Origin of the sequence: Gracilimonas sp., from assembly GCF_014762685.1 — a bacterium.
Classification (GTDB): Bacteria; Bacteroidota; Rhodothermia; order Balneolales; family Balneolaceae; genus Gracilimonas.
On the sequence record NZ_JABURM010000005.1, the window covers coordinates 486,866 to 508,886 of the forward strand.

At 39.8% G+C, this 22,021-nt stretch carries 12 protein-coding genes; all 12 read left to right on the forward strand.

Annotated elements, in window-relative coordinates:
* Positions 1–3: 3 nt before the first annotated feature.
* Positions 4–2,748, forward strand: coding sequence for a site-specific DNA-methyltransferase (locus HUJ22_RS02305; protein WP_290873151.1), 2,745 nt, complete (start codon positions 4–6; stop codon positions 2,746–2,748).
* A 14-nt stretch (positions 2,749–2,762) separates the two neighbouring features.
* On the forward strand, positions 2,763–4,472 hold the full coding sequence (locus tag HUJ22_RS02310; protein WP_290873154.1) for an ATP-binding protein: 1,710 nt from the start codon (positions 2,763–2,765) through the stop codon (positions 4,470–4,472).
* Positions 4,473–4,533: 61 nt separating this feature from the next.
* Positions 4,534–5,772: a S1C family serine protease gene (locus HUJ22_RS02315; RefSeq protein ID WP_290873157.1), complete on the forward strand. Its 1,239-nt coding sequence runs from the start codon at positions 4,534–4,536 to the stop codon at positions 5,770–5,772.
* A 9-nt stretch (positions 5,773–5,781) separates the two neighbouring features.
* Positions 5,782–6,201, forward strand: a complete 420-nt coding sequence (locus tag HUJ22_RS02320) for a hypothetical protein (protein WP_290873160.1) — start codon at positions 5,782–5,784, stop codon at positions 6,199–6,201.
* 431 nt (positions 6,202–6,632) lie between these two features.
* Complete coding sequence (locus tag HUJ22_RS02325; RefSeq protein WP_290873163.1) at positions 6,633–7,484, forward strand: proline dehydrogenase family protein; 852 nt, start codon at positions 6,633–6,635, stop codon at positions 7,482–7,484.
* Between the two features lie 151 nt (positions 7,485–7,635).
* The gene (locus HUJ22_RS02330; RefSeq protein WP_366871001.1) at positions 7,636–9,117 is read left to right on the forward strand and encodes a carboxypeptidase; all 1,482 of its coding nucleotides are present in this window, start codon (positions 7,636–7,638) and stop codon (positions 9,115–9,117) included.
* Positions 9,118–9,343: 226 nt separating this feature from the next.
* Positions 9,344–12,541, forward strand: coding sequence for a SusC/RagA family TonB-linked outer membrane protein (locus tag HUJ22_RS02335; RefSeq protein WP_290873169.1), 3,198 nt, complete (start codon positions 9,344–9,346; stop codon positions 12,539–12,541).
* A 48-nt stretch (positions 12,542–12,589) separates the two neighbouring features.
* The gene (locus tag HUJ22_RS02340) at positions 12,590–13,888 is read left to right on the forward strand and encodes a RagB/SusD family nutrient uptake outer membrane protein (protein WP_290873172.1); all 1,299 of its coding nucleotides are present in this window, start codon (positions 12,590–12,592) and stop codon (positions 13,886–13,888) included.
* Positions 13,889–13,934: 46 nt separating this feature from the next.
* The gene (locus tag HUJ22_RS02345) at positions 13,935–15,533 is read left to right on the forward strand and encodes an amidohydrolase family protein (protein ID WP_290873175.1); all 1,599 of its coding nucleotides are present in this window, start codon (positions 13,935–13,937) and stop codon (positions 15,531–15,533) included.
* Positions 15,534–15,613: 80 nt separating this feature from the next.
* Positions 15,614–17,200, forward strand: a complete 1,587-nt coding sequence (locus tag HUJ22_RS02350; protein WP_290873178.1) for an amidohydrolase family protein — start codon at positions 15,614–15,616, stop codon at positions 17,198–17,200.
* 153 nt (positions 17,201–17,353) lie between these two features.
* Positions 17,354–18,955, forward strand: coding sequence for an amidohydrolase family protein (locus tag HUJ22_RS02355; protein WP_290873181.1), 1,602 nt, complete (start codon positions 17,354–17,356; stop codon positions 18,953–18,955).
* An 18-nt stretch (positions 18,956–18,973) separates the two neighbouring features.
* Positions 18,974–21,904, forward strand: coding sequence for a tetratricopeptide repeat protein (locus HUJ22_RS02360; protein ID WP_290873184.1), 2,931 nt, complete (start codon positions 18,974–18,976; stop codon positions 21,902–21,904).
* Positions 21,905–22,021 lie beyond the last annotated feature (117 nt).

Consider the following 22,021-nt stretch of genomic DNA (forward strand, 5'->3'; position numbering starts at 1 on the left):
ATTATGTCCAATAAATCTTACAGACATACCTCTGATAAAAGAGCCCATATTCCATCTAAAGAAGAAGCTGGATATGAAAAATCAAACAACAAAGTTCGGGAAGCTGGGGAGAGATACCGTTTACCAGTAAATCCTATTTTACATCGTGGGCAGGACCCTGAATTATTTTGGATGGATAAGTATAAGCACGATGAAAAGATCAGGGAATTGCTTGATAAACTAGCTGAGTCTAAAGCTGATCCTGAAACAAAGGCATTGGTTGATGAATTAAGAACGGCATTAACAAACCCACCTGATGAAGCATGGGAAGAGATGCTGGATATTGATATCCGTTCACTCTATAGAACTGAACATATTGCTCCAGAATTACTAATTGAAGGGCTCGCCAAGCTGGTAAAAAATGAAAGGGACCAGGGAGATTTATTTCAGCCAAATGAGCTATTTGGTAATTCTCTTGAAAAGGATGAATTGAGTAAAGTTAGTGATTATTACACACATAGTGATGGTTGGAGTAACCGAATGATTCTTGGGGATAGTCTAAGGGTTATGACCAGTTTATTGGAAAGAGAGGGGATGGCTGGGCAAGTACAAATGATCTACATAGATCCTCCTTATGGGATCAAGTACAATAGTAATTGGCAAATGAAAATAAATGATAGAACAGTAAAGGATGGTAAGGATGAACATATAACTGAAGAACCTGAACAAGTAAAAGCTTATAGAGATACTTGGGAGAAAGGAATTCACTCTTACCTAAGTTATTTACGAAAAAGATTGAATGTTGCGAAGGAGTTATTAAAAACCTCAGGTTCCTGTTTTGTACAAATAAGCGACGAAAATGTTCATCTAGTGCGAAATTTAATGGATGAAGTTTTTGGAAGTGAAAACTTTATTAGGCTGATATTCTATAAAACAACATCAGGGTTAGGGCAAAACTTATTAGATAAATGTGGTGATTATTTAGTCTGGTACGCAAAAGATATCAATGAAGTTAAATACAGAGAGCTTTTTAAAGATAAAAAGATTGAGTCCGTAAAAGATAGCTATGGATATGTAGAAGAAGATGGAAAGGTTCAAACTGTCCATCAATGGGAAAAAAAGAATGGGATAGAGTTAACTGATGATACAATTTCTAAGAAGGGTAAATTACTAAAGTATGCAGATCTGAAAAGTCAGTCAGGAAGTGGGGGTGAAATAGAGATTGAAGGAAAAAAATTTGTAACGAATAGCGGTAGCTGGAAAACAAACCAAAGTGGTATTAATAACTTAATTAAGGAAAATAGAATTTACCTTTCTGGAAAAGTACCTAATTATAAGCGTTATCATAGCGACTTTCCTGTTATGTCTTTAACTAATATGTGGGATGACACAATTTCTGGTGGGGATTATAAAAGGTTTGTTGTTCAGACTACGAACCAAATTATACAAAGATGTCTACTCATGACAACTGATCCTGGCGACTTAGTTTTAGATCCAACCTGTGGTAGTGGAACTTCAGCACATGTAGCAGAAGAATGGGGTAGAAGGTGGATAACAATTGATACCTCAAGAATAGCATTAAATATTGCTAAAATTAGATTGATGAGTAGTACATTTCCTTATTTCTACCTCCAATCAGAAGTAAATGTAGAGCGAACTCAAAATGAAAGTAATGAGATCAATAAAAAGATAACCTATAAAAATAAGAGTGAGCAATTAAGTGATACTAAACAAGGGTTTGTTTACAGAGAAGTACCACACATAACTCTTAGACAAATTGCTAATAATCTAGAGCCAGAGACTGAAATATTATATGATAAGCCATTTGTGGACAAAAATAGAATGCGTGTTTCAGGTCCATTCACTGTGGAAACACTGCAAAATTTAAACCCTGTTAGTCCATCTGAAATTGAAGCTGAAACTCGTGATGATGAAGAGGCTCAGAAGTTTGAAGAGATGGTGTATCAACATCTTCAATCAGCTGGCATAAAGAATGGAATCAAACAAGAGCAGGCAGTATTTACATCTGTAACAGGACTTAGTAACCGAGCTCTCCATGCAGAGGGATATTATAACACTGGAGATGGGGAGCGTAAAACCTATTTCCATATTGGTCCTAAGTTTGGAACAGTAAGTAATGAGTCAGTTAACGAAGCCATTAAAGAATGCCGAGCTAAAGGAGATGGTGATTGGTTAGTTATTTTAGGTTTCAGCTTCGAAAGTGAAATTGAAAACCAAAGCGTAACCACAAGTTTAGGTAGTTTTGAGGTTACTAAAGTCCGCATGGCAGATGATCTACTTCAGGATGGACTTCTCAAGAAGGATAAAAAAGCGGCATCCTTTGTCACCATTGGTGAACCAGATATTGAAGTTCACAAAAATGAAGATGGTACAGTACAATTAGAAGTGCAGGGCATTGATATCTATGATCCCATCAAAAATCAGATCAAGCCCCGTAATGCCAAGGATATTGCCTACTGGTCAGTGGATGATGAATATGATGGCAGTAATTTTGTAGTCCGTCAGATCTTCTTCAGTGGAGGTAGCAAAGACGAGTTTAAAGACATCAAAAAAGATCTCAAAGATCAGGAAAAGTATGCTACCAAAAAGGCAGTAGAACACACCCTAAGAATCGAAATAGATGATGAAGCCTTTGACAGGTTATACGGCTTAAAATCGCATCCAATTGAGTATAAAGAGGGTAAAAAGGTGGCAGTAAGGGTGGTAAGCCAGTTTGGGGAAGAGACTACTAAGGTTATCACATTATAAATAGTTGGTACATTTTGAGTGAGTTAAAAAATCGTATAAAATCGGGCATAAGAATAAAAAACTATAAATGCTTTGGAGAAAAGCCTCAAGGTTTTGATGAGATTAAACCCATAAACATCATTATTGGTAAAAATAACTCAGGAAAATCATCACTATTGGATTTGGTTGATTATGCAACTAAGGAAAAGATAAATATCCAACCACAAAAATTTCGAGGTAATAAACAATCCCAAATTGAAATAACAATTGAACTCGAAGAGGACCAGATTAAGAAAGCTTTTCCAAATAATAAAAGTGGCGGGCAAATTCCTGGAAATCATTATAGTTATGGTAGCAAGTTTATAGGAAAGAAATTTTCATTCGAATTAGATAGGAAAAATAGATTTACTTTTCTGATGGGGGAAAGTAGAAAGTCAGTAAAAACTGGGCAAAATTATTGGGATGATTTAGCAGTAAGATTAAGTAGCCCATTAGAGGGTTATTTGTATAAAAAAATTTCTTCTGAGCGAGATATATTACCTGAAAGCGATAATATACAATCTCTTAAACTGGAATCGAATGGAAAATATGCAACCAATATTATCCAAAACTATTTGAATCTTGCGACTTTGAATGCAGATCTGGTTAGGAAAAATTTTTTAGATGCATTAAATAAAATTTTCGCACCAGATATCCATTTTAATGCAATCCATTGTCAAAAATTAGATTCGAATAGATGGGAAATATTTTTGGAAGAAAAAGATAAGGGTACTATACAACTTTCAGAATCTGGCAGTGGTTTAAAAACAGTAATACTTGCACTTATACACACTGTTTTAACTCCAAAAATTGAAAAGCGACCGTTACAGGACTTTATTTTTGCTTTTGAAGAACTTGAAAATAATCTACATCCATCTTTACTTAGGAATTTACTTGTTTACTTAAGAGACATTGCAATTGAAGAACAAGCAATTTTTTTCATAACAACACATTCAAATGTAGTTATTGATTTGTTTAGTAAAGATGATTACGCTCAAATTAATCATGTACAACAGGAAAGAAATGAGTCAAAAGTATATTCTGTTTCCTCGTATTATGATAATATTCGGATTTTGGATGATTTAGATGTCAGAGCTAGTGATTTACTTCAGTCAAATTTGGTGATATGGGTTGAAGGGCCTTCAGATAGAATATATTTAAACAAATGGATACGACTTTATTCCAATTCAAGACTACTTGAAGGAGCACATTATCAAATAGTTTTTTATGGTGGTCGGTTACTATCCCATTTAACATTTAAAGAACCCGATAGTGATGAAATTGATAACTTGATAAAGTTACTTTCAGTGAACCGAAATGCTGCTATCATAATAGATAGCGATAAAAGAGCTAAGCAAACAAGGCTCAATGATACTAAAAAGAGAATAATCGCAGAGTTTAAAAAACATAATGGTTTTGTCTGGGTAACCAAAGGTAAAGAAATTGAAAATTATATCCCTTCCTCTGTCATTAATAGAAGCTTGTCAAAGAAGATAAGTTCATCAGTTAAGCAATATGGTGATTTCAGTAATTATTTAAATAAAAGGGAATCTGGATTGGGTAAAAAATTTGTGAAGAATAAAGTTAAGTACGCACATCTTTTTGCGGACAATTTTGAAACAAAAGATTTCTCAGGAGTATTAGATCTTAAATTTAAAATCAAGTCGCTAATCAGCTACATTGAAAACGTTAACAGTTTAAAATAATTGACTTAAAAGGGAAGCACTGTTAAGTAACTTAACAATAATTAAATATTCGGGAGTAAGTATGAAGAAATTTCAATTAATAAAATTAATTCTTTTAGGGGCTGTGTTATCTGTATTTACTGGTTGTGCCACAACTACTCAATTAGAAAAAGCATCACAAAAAAGAAAGATTGAACCAATAGAGGTGGAAGATTCTGAATCGATATCATTCCACAGAGTGATTTTTAAAGTTCCTCGAGGGAAAAAGTTAGGTAATCACCATGACGGTATCGCCAGAGTCAAATACCAAGATTACACTTGGAGATCAGGAGTTTCAATCGGTTCAGATGAATTTAAAATAAGTGCTAATGAAGAACTACTGTATTATGGTTACTCAGTTCCAGATGGGGGGGATATGCTGTTTACTAGTGATAATACCGCCAAAGCCAGATATCAGATTGGTGCTGAGATCTTAGATATATCTTATAATACTTACGCACCTTTGGCAGGAGATTTTTCTGAGGCTTCAGTTAATGTAAGCTGGCAAATTTATGACTCTTTTAACGAAAAAGTTGTGATGCGTTATGAAGATACTGGCTATTCAAAAAATCAGAATAATCAATCAGTCATAATTGATGCCTTTATAAACTCTATGTATATGTTGATGTCTCAGGAAGATTTTGTTTCACTTATAATTGATGAAAATTCGTCAGAACAACCAGTGTTTGAATCAATTCAAATTGCTAACGCAAATAAAGATTTAAGTCTCCCGACTAACATTGAACAAATTAATAATTCAGTGGTTACTATTGTTTCAGGATTTACTCATGGTACAGGCTTTTTTATAAACTCCGAAGGATATTTACTAACTGCGGCTCATGTAGTGTCTGGTTTAGACAAAGTACAAATAAGAACAAATCAAGGATTTGAGTTACCCGCAAGAGTTGTTAGAAAAAGCGAAAACTCCGATGTAGCATTATTAAAAGTTGATGGCACTGGATTTGAGGGATTATCACTTGGGTTAAATAAACTTAATTCAGGAGTTGATTTATATGCTATAGGTACGCCAATTGATAAATCGCTTTCAAACACTGTTTCTAAAGGGATATTAAGTTCCTATCGGGATATCAATGGTGTAGAATTTGTGCAAACGGATACCAATTTAAATCCTGGAAATAGTGGTGGTCCATTACTTAATACTAAAGGCAAAGTCATCGGAATTATTAGTTGGAAATATTCAAGTAGGGCGGGTTATGAAGGCATAGCTTTTTGTGTTTCAATTCCACAAGCAGCTGAAACTCTTAGCTTAAACATTAAATAATCATTGATTATGAAAAAAAGATATTGTTTATGTTTTCTTATAGGATTTTTGTTATTTGTAAATAGTACGCATTTACTGGCACAGTTAACGGTAGAAGCAGGTGTAAGTTATCAAATGGAAGATGATGAATTTTCCGATTATTATTGGCGAGAAGTAGATATTGTGAGTGGTAGTATTTTGAATAGAAATTCAATTTTGAATGAATATTCATTTTCATCTGATTATGTGATAGTTTGGTTTTCACAAAATGAAGCAGCAGTTATAGAACTTACATCAGTTAGATTTTCAAGTATCACAAGAAGTGAGATCTCAAAGGATATTTTTAACTTTACGCTAAGACTTAAGGGTGATGATCATAAAGGAGTCGATAAAAATGGAACTAACTGGAAAATTTGTTTTAATACATTATTGAAAAGTTTTTGTGATTAACATTAAATTCAGTTACCAAATAGGATACCAAATTTTTAAAAACACCAAAAATGTAGCTTAGTAGGGATTAGAGAAGTACTTTTTATGTGGATGTTGTTCCCCGCACCTCCACAATACAAAATTTACCTAAGCCAAAGTGCCTTTAAAAGCGCTTTGGCTTTTTTATTTGGGTGAATATTTAATGTTTTGATGACCTATGGGGTGACCATTTAACAATCGATAACATATCCTCTTACGTTTGCGCTTATTCAGTTCGGAATAGGTTGTTTTGAAAAAGCGGGTCTTGTTATACTTTGTTAAATGGAGGGGATATGGCCAATTTTTTAGGTGAGGCTATTTTATTCACTGTAAAGTTTCTTCATTTTATTTTGAAAGTTTTTGGTCATGCAAAGGTGCCAAAACATCAAAGCATAAAATTCAAAATTATAGAAATGAAATTACCTTTTGTTCTCGCGAAAAAGTTTGTAGCCGGAGAATCTTTTGTTGATGCCAAGCCTAAAGTTGAAAACCTGAATGGAAAAAAAATTAAGATTACCCTGGATTTACTGGGGGAAAATGTTGAAGACCGGGATACAGCCGATGCCACTGTCCAAAGTTATATAGATCTGATCAATAGTATAAAAGAGGCTCAATTAGAAAGTAATATTTCTATCAAGCTTACCATGTTGGGCCTCGACATAGACCAAGGCTATTGTAAAGAGAACTTATTCAAACTCCTGGAAGTTGCCCGCGATAATAATCAGTTTGTCCGAATTGATATGGAGGGCTCTGATTACACACAGGTTACCATAGATTTGTTTAAAGAAGCTCATCAGGAATTTGGCAAACATGTTGGGATTGTAATACAAGCTTACCTGCACAGAAGTAAAAATGATATTATCGAGTTGGCGAAAATCGGGGCAGATGTACGCATTTGTAAAGGTGCGTACAGTGAACCCAAAGAAATTGCATTGCAGAACATGGATGCCATTCGGGAAGCCTATAAGAAATATACAAAAATCTTGTTGCAGGAGACTCCTTATCCAAGAATAGCGACGCACGATGACAAACTCATAGATTGGATGAAAGCCTATACGAAGGAAAACGGGATTGAAAAAGACCGGTTTGAATTTCAAATGCTTTATGGCCTGAGACAGGATACGATGGAAGGATTTGTGAAAGAAGGGTATAACGCCCGGATATATGTTCCCTTTGGAACGATGTGGTTCCCGTATTTTAAAAGAAGGCTCATGGAGCGAAAAGAAAATATATGGTTTGTGATTTCGACGATGTTTCAAAAGTAACAGAAAAAAATGCTCTTGAGAAGTAATGCCCGGTGTTTCCGGCCAATCGTTTGAATCAACAATTTTCTTGAACTAATTATTCAATTTATACACTAACCCTTAACCAGAATGAAACAGACTAATTATGAATTCAAACCTTAACACATTTAACATGAAGGCTCTTTTGTCTTTGTTAATGCTATTTATGATTTCTTCAGCAACAGTAGACGCTCAGAAGCGATCTTTGCCGATAGATACAGCTATCGTTTCAAATGATGAAGTCACGATTAAAGGACAAAAAGTTCCCTATAAAGTAACAGTAGGCACCCAACCCGTTTATGGGGAAGATGGTGAGGCAGATGCTTCATTATTCTTTACCTATTATGAACGTACCGATGTCAGCAATAATGAAAACCGGCCGGTTTTTATATCTTTTAACGGCGGACCAGGTGCAGGTTCTCTTTGGATGCACTTGGGATATACAGGTCCCAAGCGTCTAAAAATAAGTGATGAAGGATATCCGGTTCAGCCATATGGAGTAGAAGACAATCCACATTCAATTCTTGATGTGGCAGACATTGTTTTTGTGAATCCTGTAAATACCGGATTCTCACGCATTGTAAATGATGGAGAGCCCGAGCAATTTTTCGGGGTAAATGAAGATTTGGCTTACTTAGCTGATTGGATCGATACATTTATTTCGAGGCATGAAAGGTGGAAATCTCCAAAATATTTAATTGGGGAAAGTTATGGTACGCCAAGGGTATCCGGGTTAGCAGGACAGCTACAAGGCCGCCATTGGATGTTTTTAAATGGCGTTGTACTTGTTTCTCCCACCGGCTTGGGATTAGAGCCTGAAGGCCCATCTCCTCGTTCCTCAGTGCTGAAGATGCCTTACTATACCGCAGCAGCCTGGTATCATAATCAGCTTACTCCGGATTTACAGAATAAAGATTTAACTGATCTGCTTCCGGAAGTTGAAGCATTTACGCTCGACGAATTACTTCCTGCGTTAACCAGAGGAGGTTTTGTAGATGCAAATCGAAAGGCAGAATTAGTAAAGAAAGTAGCAAAGTATGCCGGACTTTCAGAAGAGTTCGTTGAAGATTACAACCTGGCAGTTCCAGCTTCCGCTTTTTGGAAAGAGTTACTGCGAGATGAAGGATTTACCATTGGTCGTTTAGATTCCAGGTATAAGGGAATTGATAAAACGGATGGCGGAGACCAGTATGATTATCCGGCTGAATATTCATCATGGAAGCATTCGTTTACTCCTGCTATTAATCACTATATACAGGATGTATTAAATTTTAAAACGGATCTTCAATATTATGTTTCCGGGCCTGTACGTCCATGGAACAGGGAAGGAAATGAAACCGGAGAAATGCTTCGTCAGGCTATGGCTGAAAATCCAAACCTGAAAGTATTGGTACAGTCTGGTTACTATGATGGTGCTACCGATTATTTTTCCGCGAAGTACACCATGTGGAACATCGACCCGAGTGGAAAGATGAAAGACCGGTTTAGATTTGAAGGGTACCGAAGCGGTCATATGATGTATTTGAGAACAGAAGATTTGGAAACTTCTAACGAACATATTCGCGAATTCATCAAAGATTCTTTACCTGAAACAGGGGCTCCTGCTAAATATTAAACCCATTTTAAGGTAAAAATGACCAAACCACAGCTGTGAATTTCATGGCTGTGGTTTTTTTATATCACTAGTTAACAGTCATATGTGTGAAGATGTTGTGAAGCTTGAAAGCGCTTTTCAATCTTTTACACAGTCTCCTTTGTATTTGCGCTTTTAATAGAAGAAAATAGAGGGACCTAAAATATGGTAATGGATTAGTTAATCAAGAACCAAAAATAAATATCAAATGAAAATACAGATACCACTCTTTATAATATTAGCAATACTGTTTTGCATACCCAGTCTGAGTTGGGCGCAAACCGGTACAATTGAAGGACAGGTTACGGATGAATCCGGTGAAATTTTAGTCGGAGTAAACGTAATGTTGCAGATTGAGGGCAGAACCCTCGGAGCATCTACAAATGTAGATGGGACTTATGAAATTAATGGGGTGCCTGCAGGTACCGTTGAATTGAGAGCCCGCTTTGTTGGCTTTAGAACTGAAACCAGAGAAGTTCAGGTTACAGCAGGTCAAACAACTACCGTTGATTTTATATTGTACACATCAACCATGAACCTGGATGAGTTAGTAGTAACCGGTACGGGTGGTATGGTAGAACGGAAGTCATTGGGGCATACTATTTCATCCGTTGAATTCGGCGGCATTGAAAATGTTTCGACTACTTCGGTACAAGATGCCCTGACCGGTAGAATTGCTGGTGTAACCATTAATGCTCAAAGTGGAGCCGTAGATCAGGAGCCTAAAATCCGTATTCGCGGAACCTCAAGTTTGTCTATGACTAATCAGCCTTTGATTTATGTTGATGGAGTTCGTGTAAACGGCGGCGGTGGATTTGCTCCTGGATTTGGTACCGGTGGTTTAGGTGCTCCTTCAGGGCTTGCAAATATTAACTTTGACTCTATCGAACGAGTTGAGATCCTAAAAGGACCTGCTGCTGCAACTCTGTACGGTTCTCAGGCGAGTTCCGGTGTAATGCAAATTTTCACCAAGCAGGGAAGGCAGGAATCCGCTCCTCAATTTGATATTGAATTAGGTACTACCTTGTACCAAATGCCAGATCGTTTTAAGACAAATGCCGGTTTTGTGGAAAATGCCACTGAGCAACAAAATGTAAGTGATGTTTTAGGGTTGAATGTGGACTTATATGAGCCATTCGAGACTCCGATTAATCTAATCGATCTTTACAGTATCGGTGTAGGCCAGGAAATTTCTGCTTCCGTTCAGGGTGGTGGAGAGTCGATGACCTATTTTTCTAATTTAAGATATACTCACACCGACGGCCCTTTCGATCCAAGACCTTCCAATTTTAATGGAGGCCCGGTTGGTGAAGCAAATGATCTTTATAAAAAGATTTATTTCACCGGTAATTTAAATTTCATGCCGAGTGATAATTTTACTTTGAGAGCTCAAACTTCTTATACCAATTCGGATATTAGCATCTATGAAAGTGGTATTACCATTTATACACCTACCAGTACTTCCCGTTATGCGAAACCCGAGCGAGTAGGCCAGGTCAGTCAGTATGATACTTTTGGTATTCCACTTTTTGCTACTGTTAGGGAAGGAACGTATCCAACCGTAACTGATGCCACAAACCAGGGTAGAGTAGTGTTAAAAGCTGATTACTTCCCTACGGATGAGCTTTCTTTTGATGCTTCTTTTGGTCTTGACTATCGTGACCAACGCAGTTCTAATTATCTGCCGTTCGGTTATAATGTAGATGGCCTTGCTCCGAATGGAGACGGACAAATTGCAATTGGTACGCGTCAGCAAATGGTAAAGTCATTAGAAGGTAAAATGAACTGGACCAAAGATATTAATGAAGACATCAAATCAACCTTTGTAGCCGGTTTCCAAGCCTACCAGGAAGAGCAATATACTGCAAACTCTACCGGTACCGGTTTTTCCGGCCCCGGGTTAGAAGTATTGGGTGCAACGGCATCTCAGACTTCAAATTCTTCTTTCCAGGAAATTGTTAATGCAGGTGCTTTTGTTCAGGAGCAAATTGACTACAGCGACTGGATCTACCTGACGGTTGGCTTGCGTATGGATGCAAGTAGTGCCTTTGGAGAAGATTTTGATTATGCAACTTATCCAAAATTCTCAGCATCCTTTATCCCCACCACGGCATTTGATTTTGAGATTAATAATGTTTCTTCATTCAGGATTCGCGCTGCCTGGGGACAATCAGGCCAGCAGCCGGGTGCCTTTGATCGATTCACAACTTTTGTTCCTGTGAACTCATCTGAAGGGGCGGGAGTATTACCCGGTAACCCAGGTAACAGAGACCTGAAACCTGAAGTAGCAACCGAATGGGAAGCCGGGTTTGAACTTGGTCTGTTTGAAGATAAGATTGGATTCGAAGCTACCTACTGGGATCGTGTAGTTAGAGACGCTCTCATTGACCGGACATATGCTCCATCAGGCGGATTCACCTCATCGCAGCTTACCAATGCAGGAGAACTTGTAGCTCATGGCCTTGAATTAGGCTTGAACAGTAATGTGATTCAAAACTCGAACTTCACACTTAATATATTTGCCAATGCAGCCTACATAAAGGAAGAAGTGACATCACTTGGTGGCGAACCGCCTATCAAAATTGATGCATCTTACATTCGTGACCGAATGTTTATTAAAGAAGGATATGCACCGGGTTCTTACTTTGGAACCAAACTTCCTGAAGGCGTAGCTTTTCCTTTTGATACTAATCAAGATGGTGTTCCTGACAGTCAGGCTGAATTGGAAGCTTATTTTTCAGGACCAGTTGACCCGGGTTCATTTAACTCAGCCATTATGGTTGCAGGAGCTAATGGAGAAGCCCTTCCCGGTGGTTCAACTTACTTAGACCACTATTTAGGCAAACCAACTCCGGATTGGGAAGGTGCTTTCGGATTCACAGCGAATGTGTACAAAAATATCTCAGTCAGCAGTCGTTTTCAGTATGCTACAGGAAACTACTACCACCATAACCTGACAGATGCATTCCGCAGGGTAAACAGTGCTATTGGACGAAATACTTTGAGTGCTTCCAGCCTTGAATCTGTACTGAAAAATCCGAACAGTACCACCGCAGAACGTATAGATGCAGCTCAGAAATGGGTTAATAACAATGTATCTCTTTCACCCTTTGACGGATTAAATGAAATTGAGAAAGCTGACTATATCAGATGGACTAATTTGAGTATTTCTTACCGAATTCCTACTGAGACAGTTGAGAAACTTGGTGTAAACGGTGCTTCATTGACATTATCAGGCAACAACCTGGCGCTTTGGAGTAAGTATAAAGGAGTTGATCCTCTTGCTACCGGAGAAGCCAGTTTAGGGCAGGGAGCAACTCTGCAAGAAAACTTTGGTGGCGGAATGGATACCTATGGTACTCCACTGCTTAGAACCTATGCCTTAACATTAAAGTTTGACTTTTAATTTAATGTTGTCAGCACAAACAATTTTTCACTCAAATTATTTTCAATTATGAAAAGTATATTTAATCAATTTAAAATTCGCCACGCCACGATATTAGTTACAGGTACACTCCTGTTGTTTCTTGGTAGTTGTAACCTGTTGGAAGTAGAAAATCCAAACAGCCTCACCGTAGAGGATGTAAGTTTGCCTTCATCTGCTGAAGGTTTAAAAAATGGACAGCTTAACGCTTTAATGTCCGGATTAGGATGGACCTATGCCGCTACTGCTACCATTAGCGACGAGATTTACTGGACCGGTTCTTACGAATCGTATAAAACGTTCAGTGAAGGAAGAGTCGATTTTGATGCTAATGAAATAATCGTAGCCGGTTTTCCGGAAATAAGTCAGGCAAGATATATGTCTGATTTTGCCATCGAGAAGTTAGAAGAGTTCGACAGTAATTCCGAACTTGTTGACCGATCAGTATTGGTTCGGAGTTATATATACGGGGCATTGACTCGTATTACGATTGCCGACTCCTACGATAATTTTGTTTACTCTAACGGAACTGAAACTTCCCCCGCCATTGGTGAAGACCAAATGTTTACGGTTTATGATCAAGCGATTGAGATGCTGGATAAAGCACTGCCTATTGCCCAGGCAATTGGTAATACCACGCTTGAAAGTCAGGTATTTGGACTTCGTGCGCGAGCAAAGCATGCCAAAGGAGTTTGGCAGAAACTGAATCCTAAAGGATCAACTCCTGCTAACCCATTGGTATCAGGAACAGGTGCTATTGCGGATGCTGAAGATGCCCTGGCACTTATGTCTGCAGATTATAAAGCGGTTATTGACTATCAGGCAGGTAATATTACCAATTATTTAGCCGGTCAGGTAAATAGCCGCGGGGAACTTACTCTTACTCCTGATCCTGATGGAGACAGAGCTCCTTTCGATGATCTGAAAACAGGTAATCCGGATCCCCGGGTAGTAGCTATTGCAGCTGACTTTAATGACACTCAAACATATACCGAGAACTATTCTCCGTTAACTTGGTTGTCGGCTCGGGAAATGCATCTCATTATAGCAGAAGAGTTAGTAGGAACGAATGATATCAGAGCCAGAAGTGAAATCAATACGGTAAGAGCACTTGATGGCCTGCCGGATATGGATATAACCGATGATTTCGTTGCGTTTATCGAGCATGAAAGAAGAGCCAATCTTTATCTGCAAGGCAGAAGGTTGAATGATATGTACCGATTCGGATCACAATCTCCTGATTGGTTGGCTGGTGAAGATGCCATAGAGACTCCCGGGATATTATTGCCTATACCGAGAAATGAGCAATTAGCCAATCCTGACCTCTGATAAAAAATTCAAATCAATAGAAATTATAATTAACTGGATCTAAGATATGTTGAATCTAAAATTTAAAACCATGTTGTTGGGCTTGGGAGTATTTATGCTTTCCATGTTCACAACAACGGTGTTGGCTCAACCTTCAAATCCCGCCCCTGACCGGACGGAAGGTGAAGGACCTTACGAGCGTCTTATTATTCGTGGCGCTAATATGATTGATGGAACCGGGGCACCTATGACAGGCCCGGTTGATATCGTCATCGAAGGTAATAAAATCGTATCAGTGCACCGGGTAGGTTATCCCGGTGTGCCGATCAACGAAGATCGCCGCCCGGGTGGAGCAACACAGGAAATTGATGCCACCGGAATGTATGTGATGCCCGGATTCATTGACATGCACGTACATACAGGCGGACAGCCAAAAGTGCCTAATGCCGAATACACCTATAAATTATGGATGGGTCACGGTATAACAACCGTACGCGGTGTTCCATTTGATAATTTGGAATCATCACTGAGCGAGAAAAAGCGAAGTGAGCGAAACGAAATTGTAGCTCCGAGAATGTTCAGTTACCATCGTGTAGGCTCGGGATGGGATGAGCCTGTAAATACACCTGAACAAGCACGGGAGTGGGTTCGTTGGGCCAAAAAACAAGGTATTGACGGGCTGAAAGTAGGCGCTCATGATCCAGGCATTATGGAAGCTCTTCTTGATGAAGCAGAAAAGCTTAAGCTTAACAGCACCGCGCACTTAGACCAAATTGGAGTGGTTCGCATGAATACTGCGGATGCTGCTAAATTAGGTTTGGGAGCGCAAACTCATTATTACGGATTATTTGAGTCCATGTATGATGACCATGATCTGCAGCCTTATCCCAATGACTATAATTACCAAAATGAACAAGATCGTTTTGGGCAAGTTGCGCGGCAGTGGAACAAAATTGTAGAGCCGGGTGGCGAAGAATGGAATGAACTGATTGAGTTGTTTCTGAAACATGACCTGACCATGGACCCGACCATGACTATCTACGAGGCGAGCAGAGATGTTATGAGAGCTCGTAATGCCGACTGGCACGAAGATTATACCTTGCCAACTTTATGGGACTTTTATAAGCCCAATCGTGTAGCTCACGGATCATATTGGTTCGATTGGACCACCGAGGACGAGGTTCAATGGAAGAACTTTTACCAACGTTGGATGCAATTCCTAGATGATTACAAAGATGCAGGTGGACGTGTTACCACGGGTTCCGATGCAGGATTTATCTATAAGCTGTATGGCTTTGATTATATCCGTGAACTAGAACTGTTGCAGGAAGCCGGTTTCCATCCTTTGGAAGTTATTCGTTCAGCTACCATGTACGGTGCCGATGAGTTGTATAAAAAGCTGGATGGAGATGCTCCTTTCGGAATCATCCGTCCAGGTAAATTAGCTGATTTGGTTATCGTGGAAGAAAATCCACTTCAAAACTTAAAAGTACTGTATGGAACAGGAGCGATAAGAGTTGAAGGTGTGGATGAAATTGTACGAGTGGGAGGTGTGAAATACACCATTAAAGATGGAATTGTGTATGACGCAAAACAACTGCTCGAAGATGTTCGCAATATGGTTGACGAACAAGAAGCGGAACTTGGTGAGAAGGAACGTTACTAAGATTTCTAAATATTATTATTAATATCGAAGCCCCTGCCCAAAACAGGGGTTTCTTTTTAAGTAAAAGTGGGATTAATAAAATGAATAAAATTAAAGCTATAACTACAATACTCTTGGTAATACTTTTTTGTGGTGTTTCATTCGAGGGTATGGCTCAAAAGAAATTCGGAGACTTGGCAGAAGGTCCATATGACCGATTAGTAATTCGGAATGCAATGGTAATTCCGGGACATGGCGGACCTCCTGTAGGGCCTTATGACATTGTAATTGAAGGCGATAAGATTACCGAGATGATACCTTTCGACCCGGTAACAGCTGAAAGAAGGGGAGACAGTGACCGTCCAACAGGAAACAGGGTGATTGAAGCGGATGGTAAATATGTAATGCCCGGTATGATTGATCTGCATATGCACTTGAGACAAGAACCAATGGAAATTGAATATGTGTATTACACGAAACTTGCTCATGGTGTGACAACAATGGTGCCGGCGCCTGATCGCGGATTAGATAACGCGATGGAAGAAGCAAAACGCAGCGAGGATAACGAGATTCTGGCTCCCAATATGTATCCGATTTGGGGATGGGGTTCCAATACAGATTTTGACCGCGAATTTTTGGAAAATCCTGCCAATGCTCCCAAGGTAGCAGCAGAAATGTTTAAAAAAGGTGCACATGTGGTAAGCGTGGGAAGTTTGGGATGGAATCAGAAATTACTTGGCGCAGTAACCAAGGCAGTGACTGATAACGGTGGTATTACTACTTATCATATTCCTCCTAATACTACTTCGGTAACACAGGCGGTAGATGCGGCCCGTTTAGGCGTTACGATGATTGAACACCATTACGCTTACGCCGAGTCATCTTTAGATCGTCAAGTTCAGGATTATCCTCGCGATTATAATTATAACGATGAAAATGCACGGTTCCGTCATGCCGGTAAAGTATGGACAGAAGCCAACCGGGAACGGCTTTTGGGTGAAGTAGCTGATTCTCTCTTTGCATACGGTGTGCATATGCTTCCGACCCGGGTGGTATATGAAGCAAACCGTGACATTTTAAGAGCGGCCAGTTTGCCATGGAATGAAAAATATACTCACCAGGCGCTTATAAACTGGAACTTACCTAATCCTGCTTTTCATGGATCATATCACTATGACTGGACTTCTGATGATGAGTATTACTGGAGCTATGCATTTGACTTGTGGGGAGATCTGATATATGAATTTAATAAAAGAGGTGGCCATGTTTCTTACGGTACGGATGACAATTATATTTGGGCAACTCCCGGATTTTCTAACATTCGCGAACTACAGTTACTCAGAGAAACAGGAATGCATACTCTAGAAGTACTTAAAGCCGCCACACACAACAGCGCGATTACATTGCGTGAAGAAAAACTGGGCCTCGTACGTCCCGGCTATACAGCTGATCTGATAATTGTAGATGGAAGCCCACTTTATAACCTCCGCAATATGTACTCATTTGGTGCAATTAACACCGATCAAGATGGAGACATGTTTCGTTCAGGAGGTATTATACACACAATTAAAGGGGGTGTTGTGATAGAAAATGACCGTCTGATGGAAGAAGTAGCCCGAATGGTTAAGGAGTCCAAAGAAGGTGTTTCTCAGGAAAATATTATGACGGCTCCATTTATAGTGGAATAAAGTTAGCATAACAAAATAACAGTTTTTATTACTGCAATAATAAGTTGAAAAGAATTCTTATCCGTCCTTCCATCAAGGCAAATCCTGATGGGAGGATTATAAGATGTTTTTTGGCCGTAGATTATATCATTCACCAATAAGTTGGACTATACAATGATTTATCAAATTAATAGGATCGCTAAAATTCTTGGACTCGGATTGGTTTTACTGGCTCTAAGTTGGCAAGAAGCACAAGCACAAAAACAGTTTGGAGACCTGGCGGAAGGCCCTTATGACCGATTGGTTATTCGGAATGCAATGGTAATTCCGGGACATGGCGGCCCACCGGTAGGCCCATATGACATTGTTATTGAAGGAGACAAGATTACAAGAATGATTCCTTTTGATCCTGTTACGGCAGAGCGAAGAGGTGATGCGAACCGTCCAACGGGAGACCGGATAATTGATGCCACCGGCAAATATATAATGCCCGGGCTCATTGACTTGCACGGTCATCTCAGGCAAGAACCTATGCCTCTTGAGTATATCTACTATTTAAAACTAGCTCATGGTGTAACTACTTTTGGGCCAGCCTCGGACCGAGGGGTTGAATATGCGATGGAGGAAGCGCGGCTTGCAGACCGAAATGAAATTTTGGCGCCCACCATGTACCCATTATGGTCTTGGGGTTCCGGATTGGATTACGATGAAGTGTTTTTATCAAATCCTGAGAATGCCCCCAGAATAGCTAAAGAAATGGCTGAGCAGGGAGCACATCAGGTTTATCTTAACGGTATCGCCTGGAACCAGGAATTATTTAAAGCTGCAGCGGATGCGGTATGGGAAAATGGGGGCGTTACCGGAGTTCATATTCCCCCGTCTTATACTTCTGTGATAGATGCAGTGGATGCAGCTCGATTAGGGGTTACATTTATCCTTCATCATTATGGATATGGTGAATCATCATTAGACCGAGCGGTTCAGGATTATCCAAGAGATTATAATTTCGATAATGAGAACCACAGATTTCGCGAAGCCGGAAGGGTATGGCAGGAAGCCAACCGGGAACGGTTGTTAGGTGAAGTAGCAGATTCACTGGTTGCCTATGGAGTGTTTATGCAGCCTACTCAGGTTGTTTATGAAGCGAACAGAGATATTATCAGGGCCCAGAGTTTACCTTGGCATGAAAAATACACACATCAGGCTTTGATAGAATGGAATCTGCCTGATCCGGCCTATCATGGATCCTTTCATTACGACTGGACTTCGGATGATGAGCAGACCTGGTATGAGGCCTATGATCTTTGGGGTGACTTGATTTATGAATTTAACAAGCGGGGCGGTACGGTTGCTTATGGTACAGATGATAACTATATCTGGGCCACTCCCGGTTTTTCGAATATCAGGGAATTACAACTTCTGAGGGAATCAGGCATGCATACACTTGAGGTTCTGAAATCAGCAACTCATAACAGTGCAAAAGCTCTTCGTATTGAAGATAAGACAGGCTTAGTGCGTCCCGGGTATGAAGCAGATCTTATCCTGATAGATGGAAGTCCTTTATATAATCTTCGATTTATGTATTCCTTTGGAGCCGTCACACTTGATGAGGATAATAATATGTACCGGACCAGGGGGATTGTTCATACCATAAAGGATGGAATTGTCATCAATAATGATAAGCTCATGGAAGAAGTAGCCCGAATGGTAAAAGAATCAAAAGAAGGGGTGGGTTCAAATATTGCCAATGATCCCTTTTTAATTGAAGAAGACTAAAACAAAAATTTACCTCTTATGTCATTTTTTAAAAAACTTTCGATAGCAGTAGTCCTGCCAATACTTTTTACACTGTTACTCATATCATGCAGTTCTGAAGCGGATAAATACGCTGATGATGTAGCTTCAGTGCTGGAGAATCTTGAACAGGAGCGTGCAACAACACTAGCAGAACTTGAAACTGAAGTAACACCACAAAATATTGAGAAGCTTGTTGAGCTGGGATTGTGGAGTGAAGCAGAACAATATATTACCAATGCGGGTGCGGACAGTGATGAAGTCAGACTTGCGGAAGCTAAATTACTGTTTAAAAAGCATCGTTACAGTAGCTCAGAAAGTATTGTTAACACGATTTTAGAGGAAAACCCTGCTAATCGTGAAGCAAAATTACTAAAGGCTGAATTGAATATTCAGGCTTGGGAATTAGACGAAGCTGATGAGGTTGGTGCGGCTCTTTTGGAAGAAAATATGAATGATGCCGAGGCCGGGTTAATTCGAGGGAAAGTAGCCCTGCTAAAGCGTGACTTTGAAGAAGCACTTCGCTGGGCAGAAAATGTTCAGGACTGGGACCCGCAATTTGACGGAGGTTATCTGCTTGAAGCTGAAGGTTTGTTCTGGGATCAGGACCCAGCAGCAGCGGAGCCTGCTTTGAAGGAAGCTTTGGCATTGAATCCATACAACCCTGATGCCCGATTCAGCTATGGCTATGCTGTATGGCGGAGAGTAGATGCCACGCAATTGGACAATATGGCCGCCCAATGGAACCTGGCTTTTGAGGTGAATCCGCTTCATTATCTTACACACTGGCATTTTGGAAATGGGCATACCAATTTAACCTATGCGGATTATATCCATCCTTCCGACGATAAAGTGCGTGAAGAACTTAGCCGGGCGGAAGCACTCATACCTCAAAACAAATTAGATGAGGCTATTCAAATAACACATCAGGTGGAAGCAGAATATCCTGAATCGGTTCTCCCGGAGATGATGCGAGGCTCCATTTATTATATGTACTATGATATGGATCGGTCTGCACGACTGGATTCATCACAAGCTGCTTTTGAGAATATCCTGGACAGAAAAAAAAATTACGGCCCGGCACATAACGGATTAGCGGCAGTTATTAAACAGCGTCAGTTTGAGTATCTGGATGGATTTGAGGAGCTTGAACAGACAATAGCTGACACCCAGATACCAGATGAAGGCGCAGTGTTTTATAATGTATTTAAGGATGCCAATTACTATCCGGGTGAGCGCGTAAAAAAGATGATTGCGCAGCAGATTGGACCCAGTAAGGCCTATCTTCCAATGATCAATAAATTTAATTCCGATTTTGCCATTCCGCCCCTCCACATTGATTTGGCTATTGCTATGGACCGGAGCTATTTCCGGTTTGGTACTACCTTTGATAATCGGCAATGGATGGATATTCGCGGAGTGGGCAGCGGTGCTACCGGCATTGAATATTTAGAAAGAGGAGCCCATTGGGAGCGTAATGTGCTGGCCCATGAATATGCTCATCTTTACCACGGGCGTATTTTAACAGATGAAGAAAGCCGCAAAATCCGGTCATTATATTACACGGCCAAAGAAAATAATACCACCCTGGATTATTATGCTTCTAATAACGAAAGTGAATTTTTTGCACAGGGGTACGCCGGATTTCTTTCGGAGAAAAAAGTGCACCCGCTGAATCATAAATCGATGAATACCCGTGAATTTATTCAGAAGAAAGATCCGGATTATTATGAGTTTTTAAAATCACTCCTGCAAAAGCAAGAGAAATACCTTGCCGGCAACGAAGAAGTGCTGGCCGATAACTGGGCCCAAACTTATTTAACACTTGCAAACAGAGCTTATGGCAGTAACGACCTGACTAAAGCTACTGCTTACCTTGATACCGCGCTGACTTTCAGCAACGATTATATTCCGGCACTACTTGAATATGCGGAAGTAAATGCGAAGAAAGGTGATTTTGAAGGTGCCGAAAGCATGATTACCAGGTCACATGATCTGGATGCAAATTATGCCCCGGTGTTAGTTACAAGGGCAAATGTTATCCATCAAAAAGCATTGAACGGCTTAATGACGTTTGATGAAGCGATGGAGGAACAAAAAACACTTTTTGCTGAAGCAAAATCAATAGAAGAGGATTTAGCTGAAGCAGCTAATCTCAACCGCCTTTCACGGGAAAGATATCGTAACTATGGTTTTCTAAAAGAAGCCATTGAGGTATCCGAAAGTTATGTGGCTGATGCCCCCATGGTTTCCACGTATCTGCGGGACCGAAAAGAAGATGCAGAAGCTTTTACAAATAACCTTCGCAGTGTACTTGGATACTCAGGCGAAGTGTCTGCATTCTTTAAAGACCTGTTGGATCAAAATCCCCAAAATTTTGATTACCGGCTGATATATGCTGATGTACTGACACGCCAAAACCGGCTTGATGACGCATTAAGTGTTTTGGAAGAAGGTCAGCGTATTTTAGCTTCAGCTGATAATGAATTACCCAGCTATACACTCAGAATTGCCCACATCAATTTTGAAAATGGAGAAGTGGAAAAAGCTGAAGAGGCGGTAAATGAGATATCCGGTGGTGAGGCAGAAATGGATGAAAAGTTTTTGCTTGCAGAACTTTATGCAAAACTCGGTCGGGTGAGTGAAGGCAATGATGTACTGAATGATATTTCAGAAATAAACTTACCCATTCATAAGGCTGAATATGAATATGTCCGCGGTACACTGGCGGAAGCTGATAATAATAACGAAAGTGCTGAAAACCACTATAACGAAGCTTTGACGCTGAACGTATATCATTTGCCTGCACGTGCAGCTTTAATTAAGCTTATGAATCAGCAGGATAAAAATGATATGGCCGAAACACTGATTGAGGCAGCCGAAGATCTGCCGATCCCGCTCGGCCCCGATTTTACCCGATTGATCAACTAAATAAGAAAGAACATTATTCTACACATTAATCAAGCCAAAGTGTCCATCCGAACGCTTTGGCTTTTTCTTTAAACTCATAACCGCTTTCACTATAATTGATTGCTGTTTAATGGTTTG

Bases quoted from the DNA above. Each gene is read 5' to 3' on its own strand.
- HUJ22_RS02305 (WP_290873151.1), top strand. From the start codon at position 4: ATGTCCAATAAATCTTACAGACATACCTCTGATAAAAGAGCCCATATT.
- HUJ22_RS02315 (WP_290873157.1), top strand. From the start codon at position 4,534: ATGAAGAAATTTCAATTAATAAAATTAATTCTTTTAGGGGCTGTGTTA.
- HUJ22_RS02320 (WP_290873160.1), top strand. From the start codon at position 5,782: ATGAAAAAAAGATATTGTTTATGTTTTCTTATAGGATTTTTGTTATTT.
- HUJ22_RS02325 (WP_290873163.1), top strand. From the start codon at position 6,633: ATGAAATTACCTTTTGTTCTCGCGAAAAAGTTTGTAGCCGGAGAATCT.
- HUJ22_RS02330 (WP_366871001.1), top strand. From the start codon at position 7,636: ATGAAGGCTCTTTTGTCTTTGTTAATGCTATTTATGATTTCTTCAGCA.
- HUJ22_RS02335 (WP_290873169.1), top strand. From the start codon at position 9,344: ATGAAAATACAGATACCACTCTTTATAATATTAGCAATACTGTTTTGC.
- HUJ22_RS02340 (WP_290873172.1), top strand. From the start codon at position 12,590: ATGAAAAGTATATTTAATCAATTTAAAATTCGCCACGCCACGATATTA.
- HUJ22_RS02345 (WP_290873175.1), top strand. From the start codon at position 13,935: ATGTTGAATCTAAAATTTAAAACCATGTTGTTGGGCTTGGGAGTATTT.
- HUJ22_RS02350 (WP_290873178.1), top strand. From the start codon at position 15,614: ATGAATAAAATTAAAGCTATAACTACAATACTCTTGGTAATACTTTTT.
- HUJ22_RS02355 (WP_290873181.1), top strand. From the start codon at position 17,354: ATGATTTATCAAATTAATAGGATCGCTAAAATTCTTGGACTCGGATTG.
- HUJ22_RS02360 (WP_290873184.1), top strand. From the start codon at position 18,974: ATGTCATTTTTTAAAAAACTTTCGATAGCAGTAGTCCTGCCAATACTT.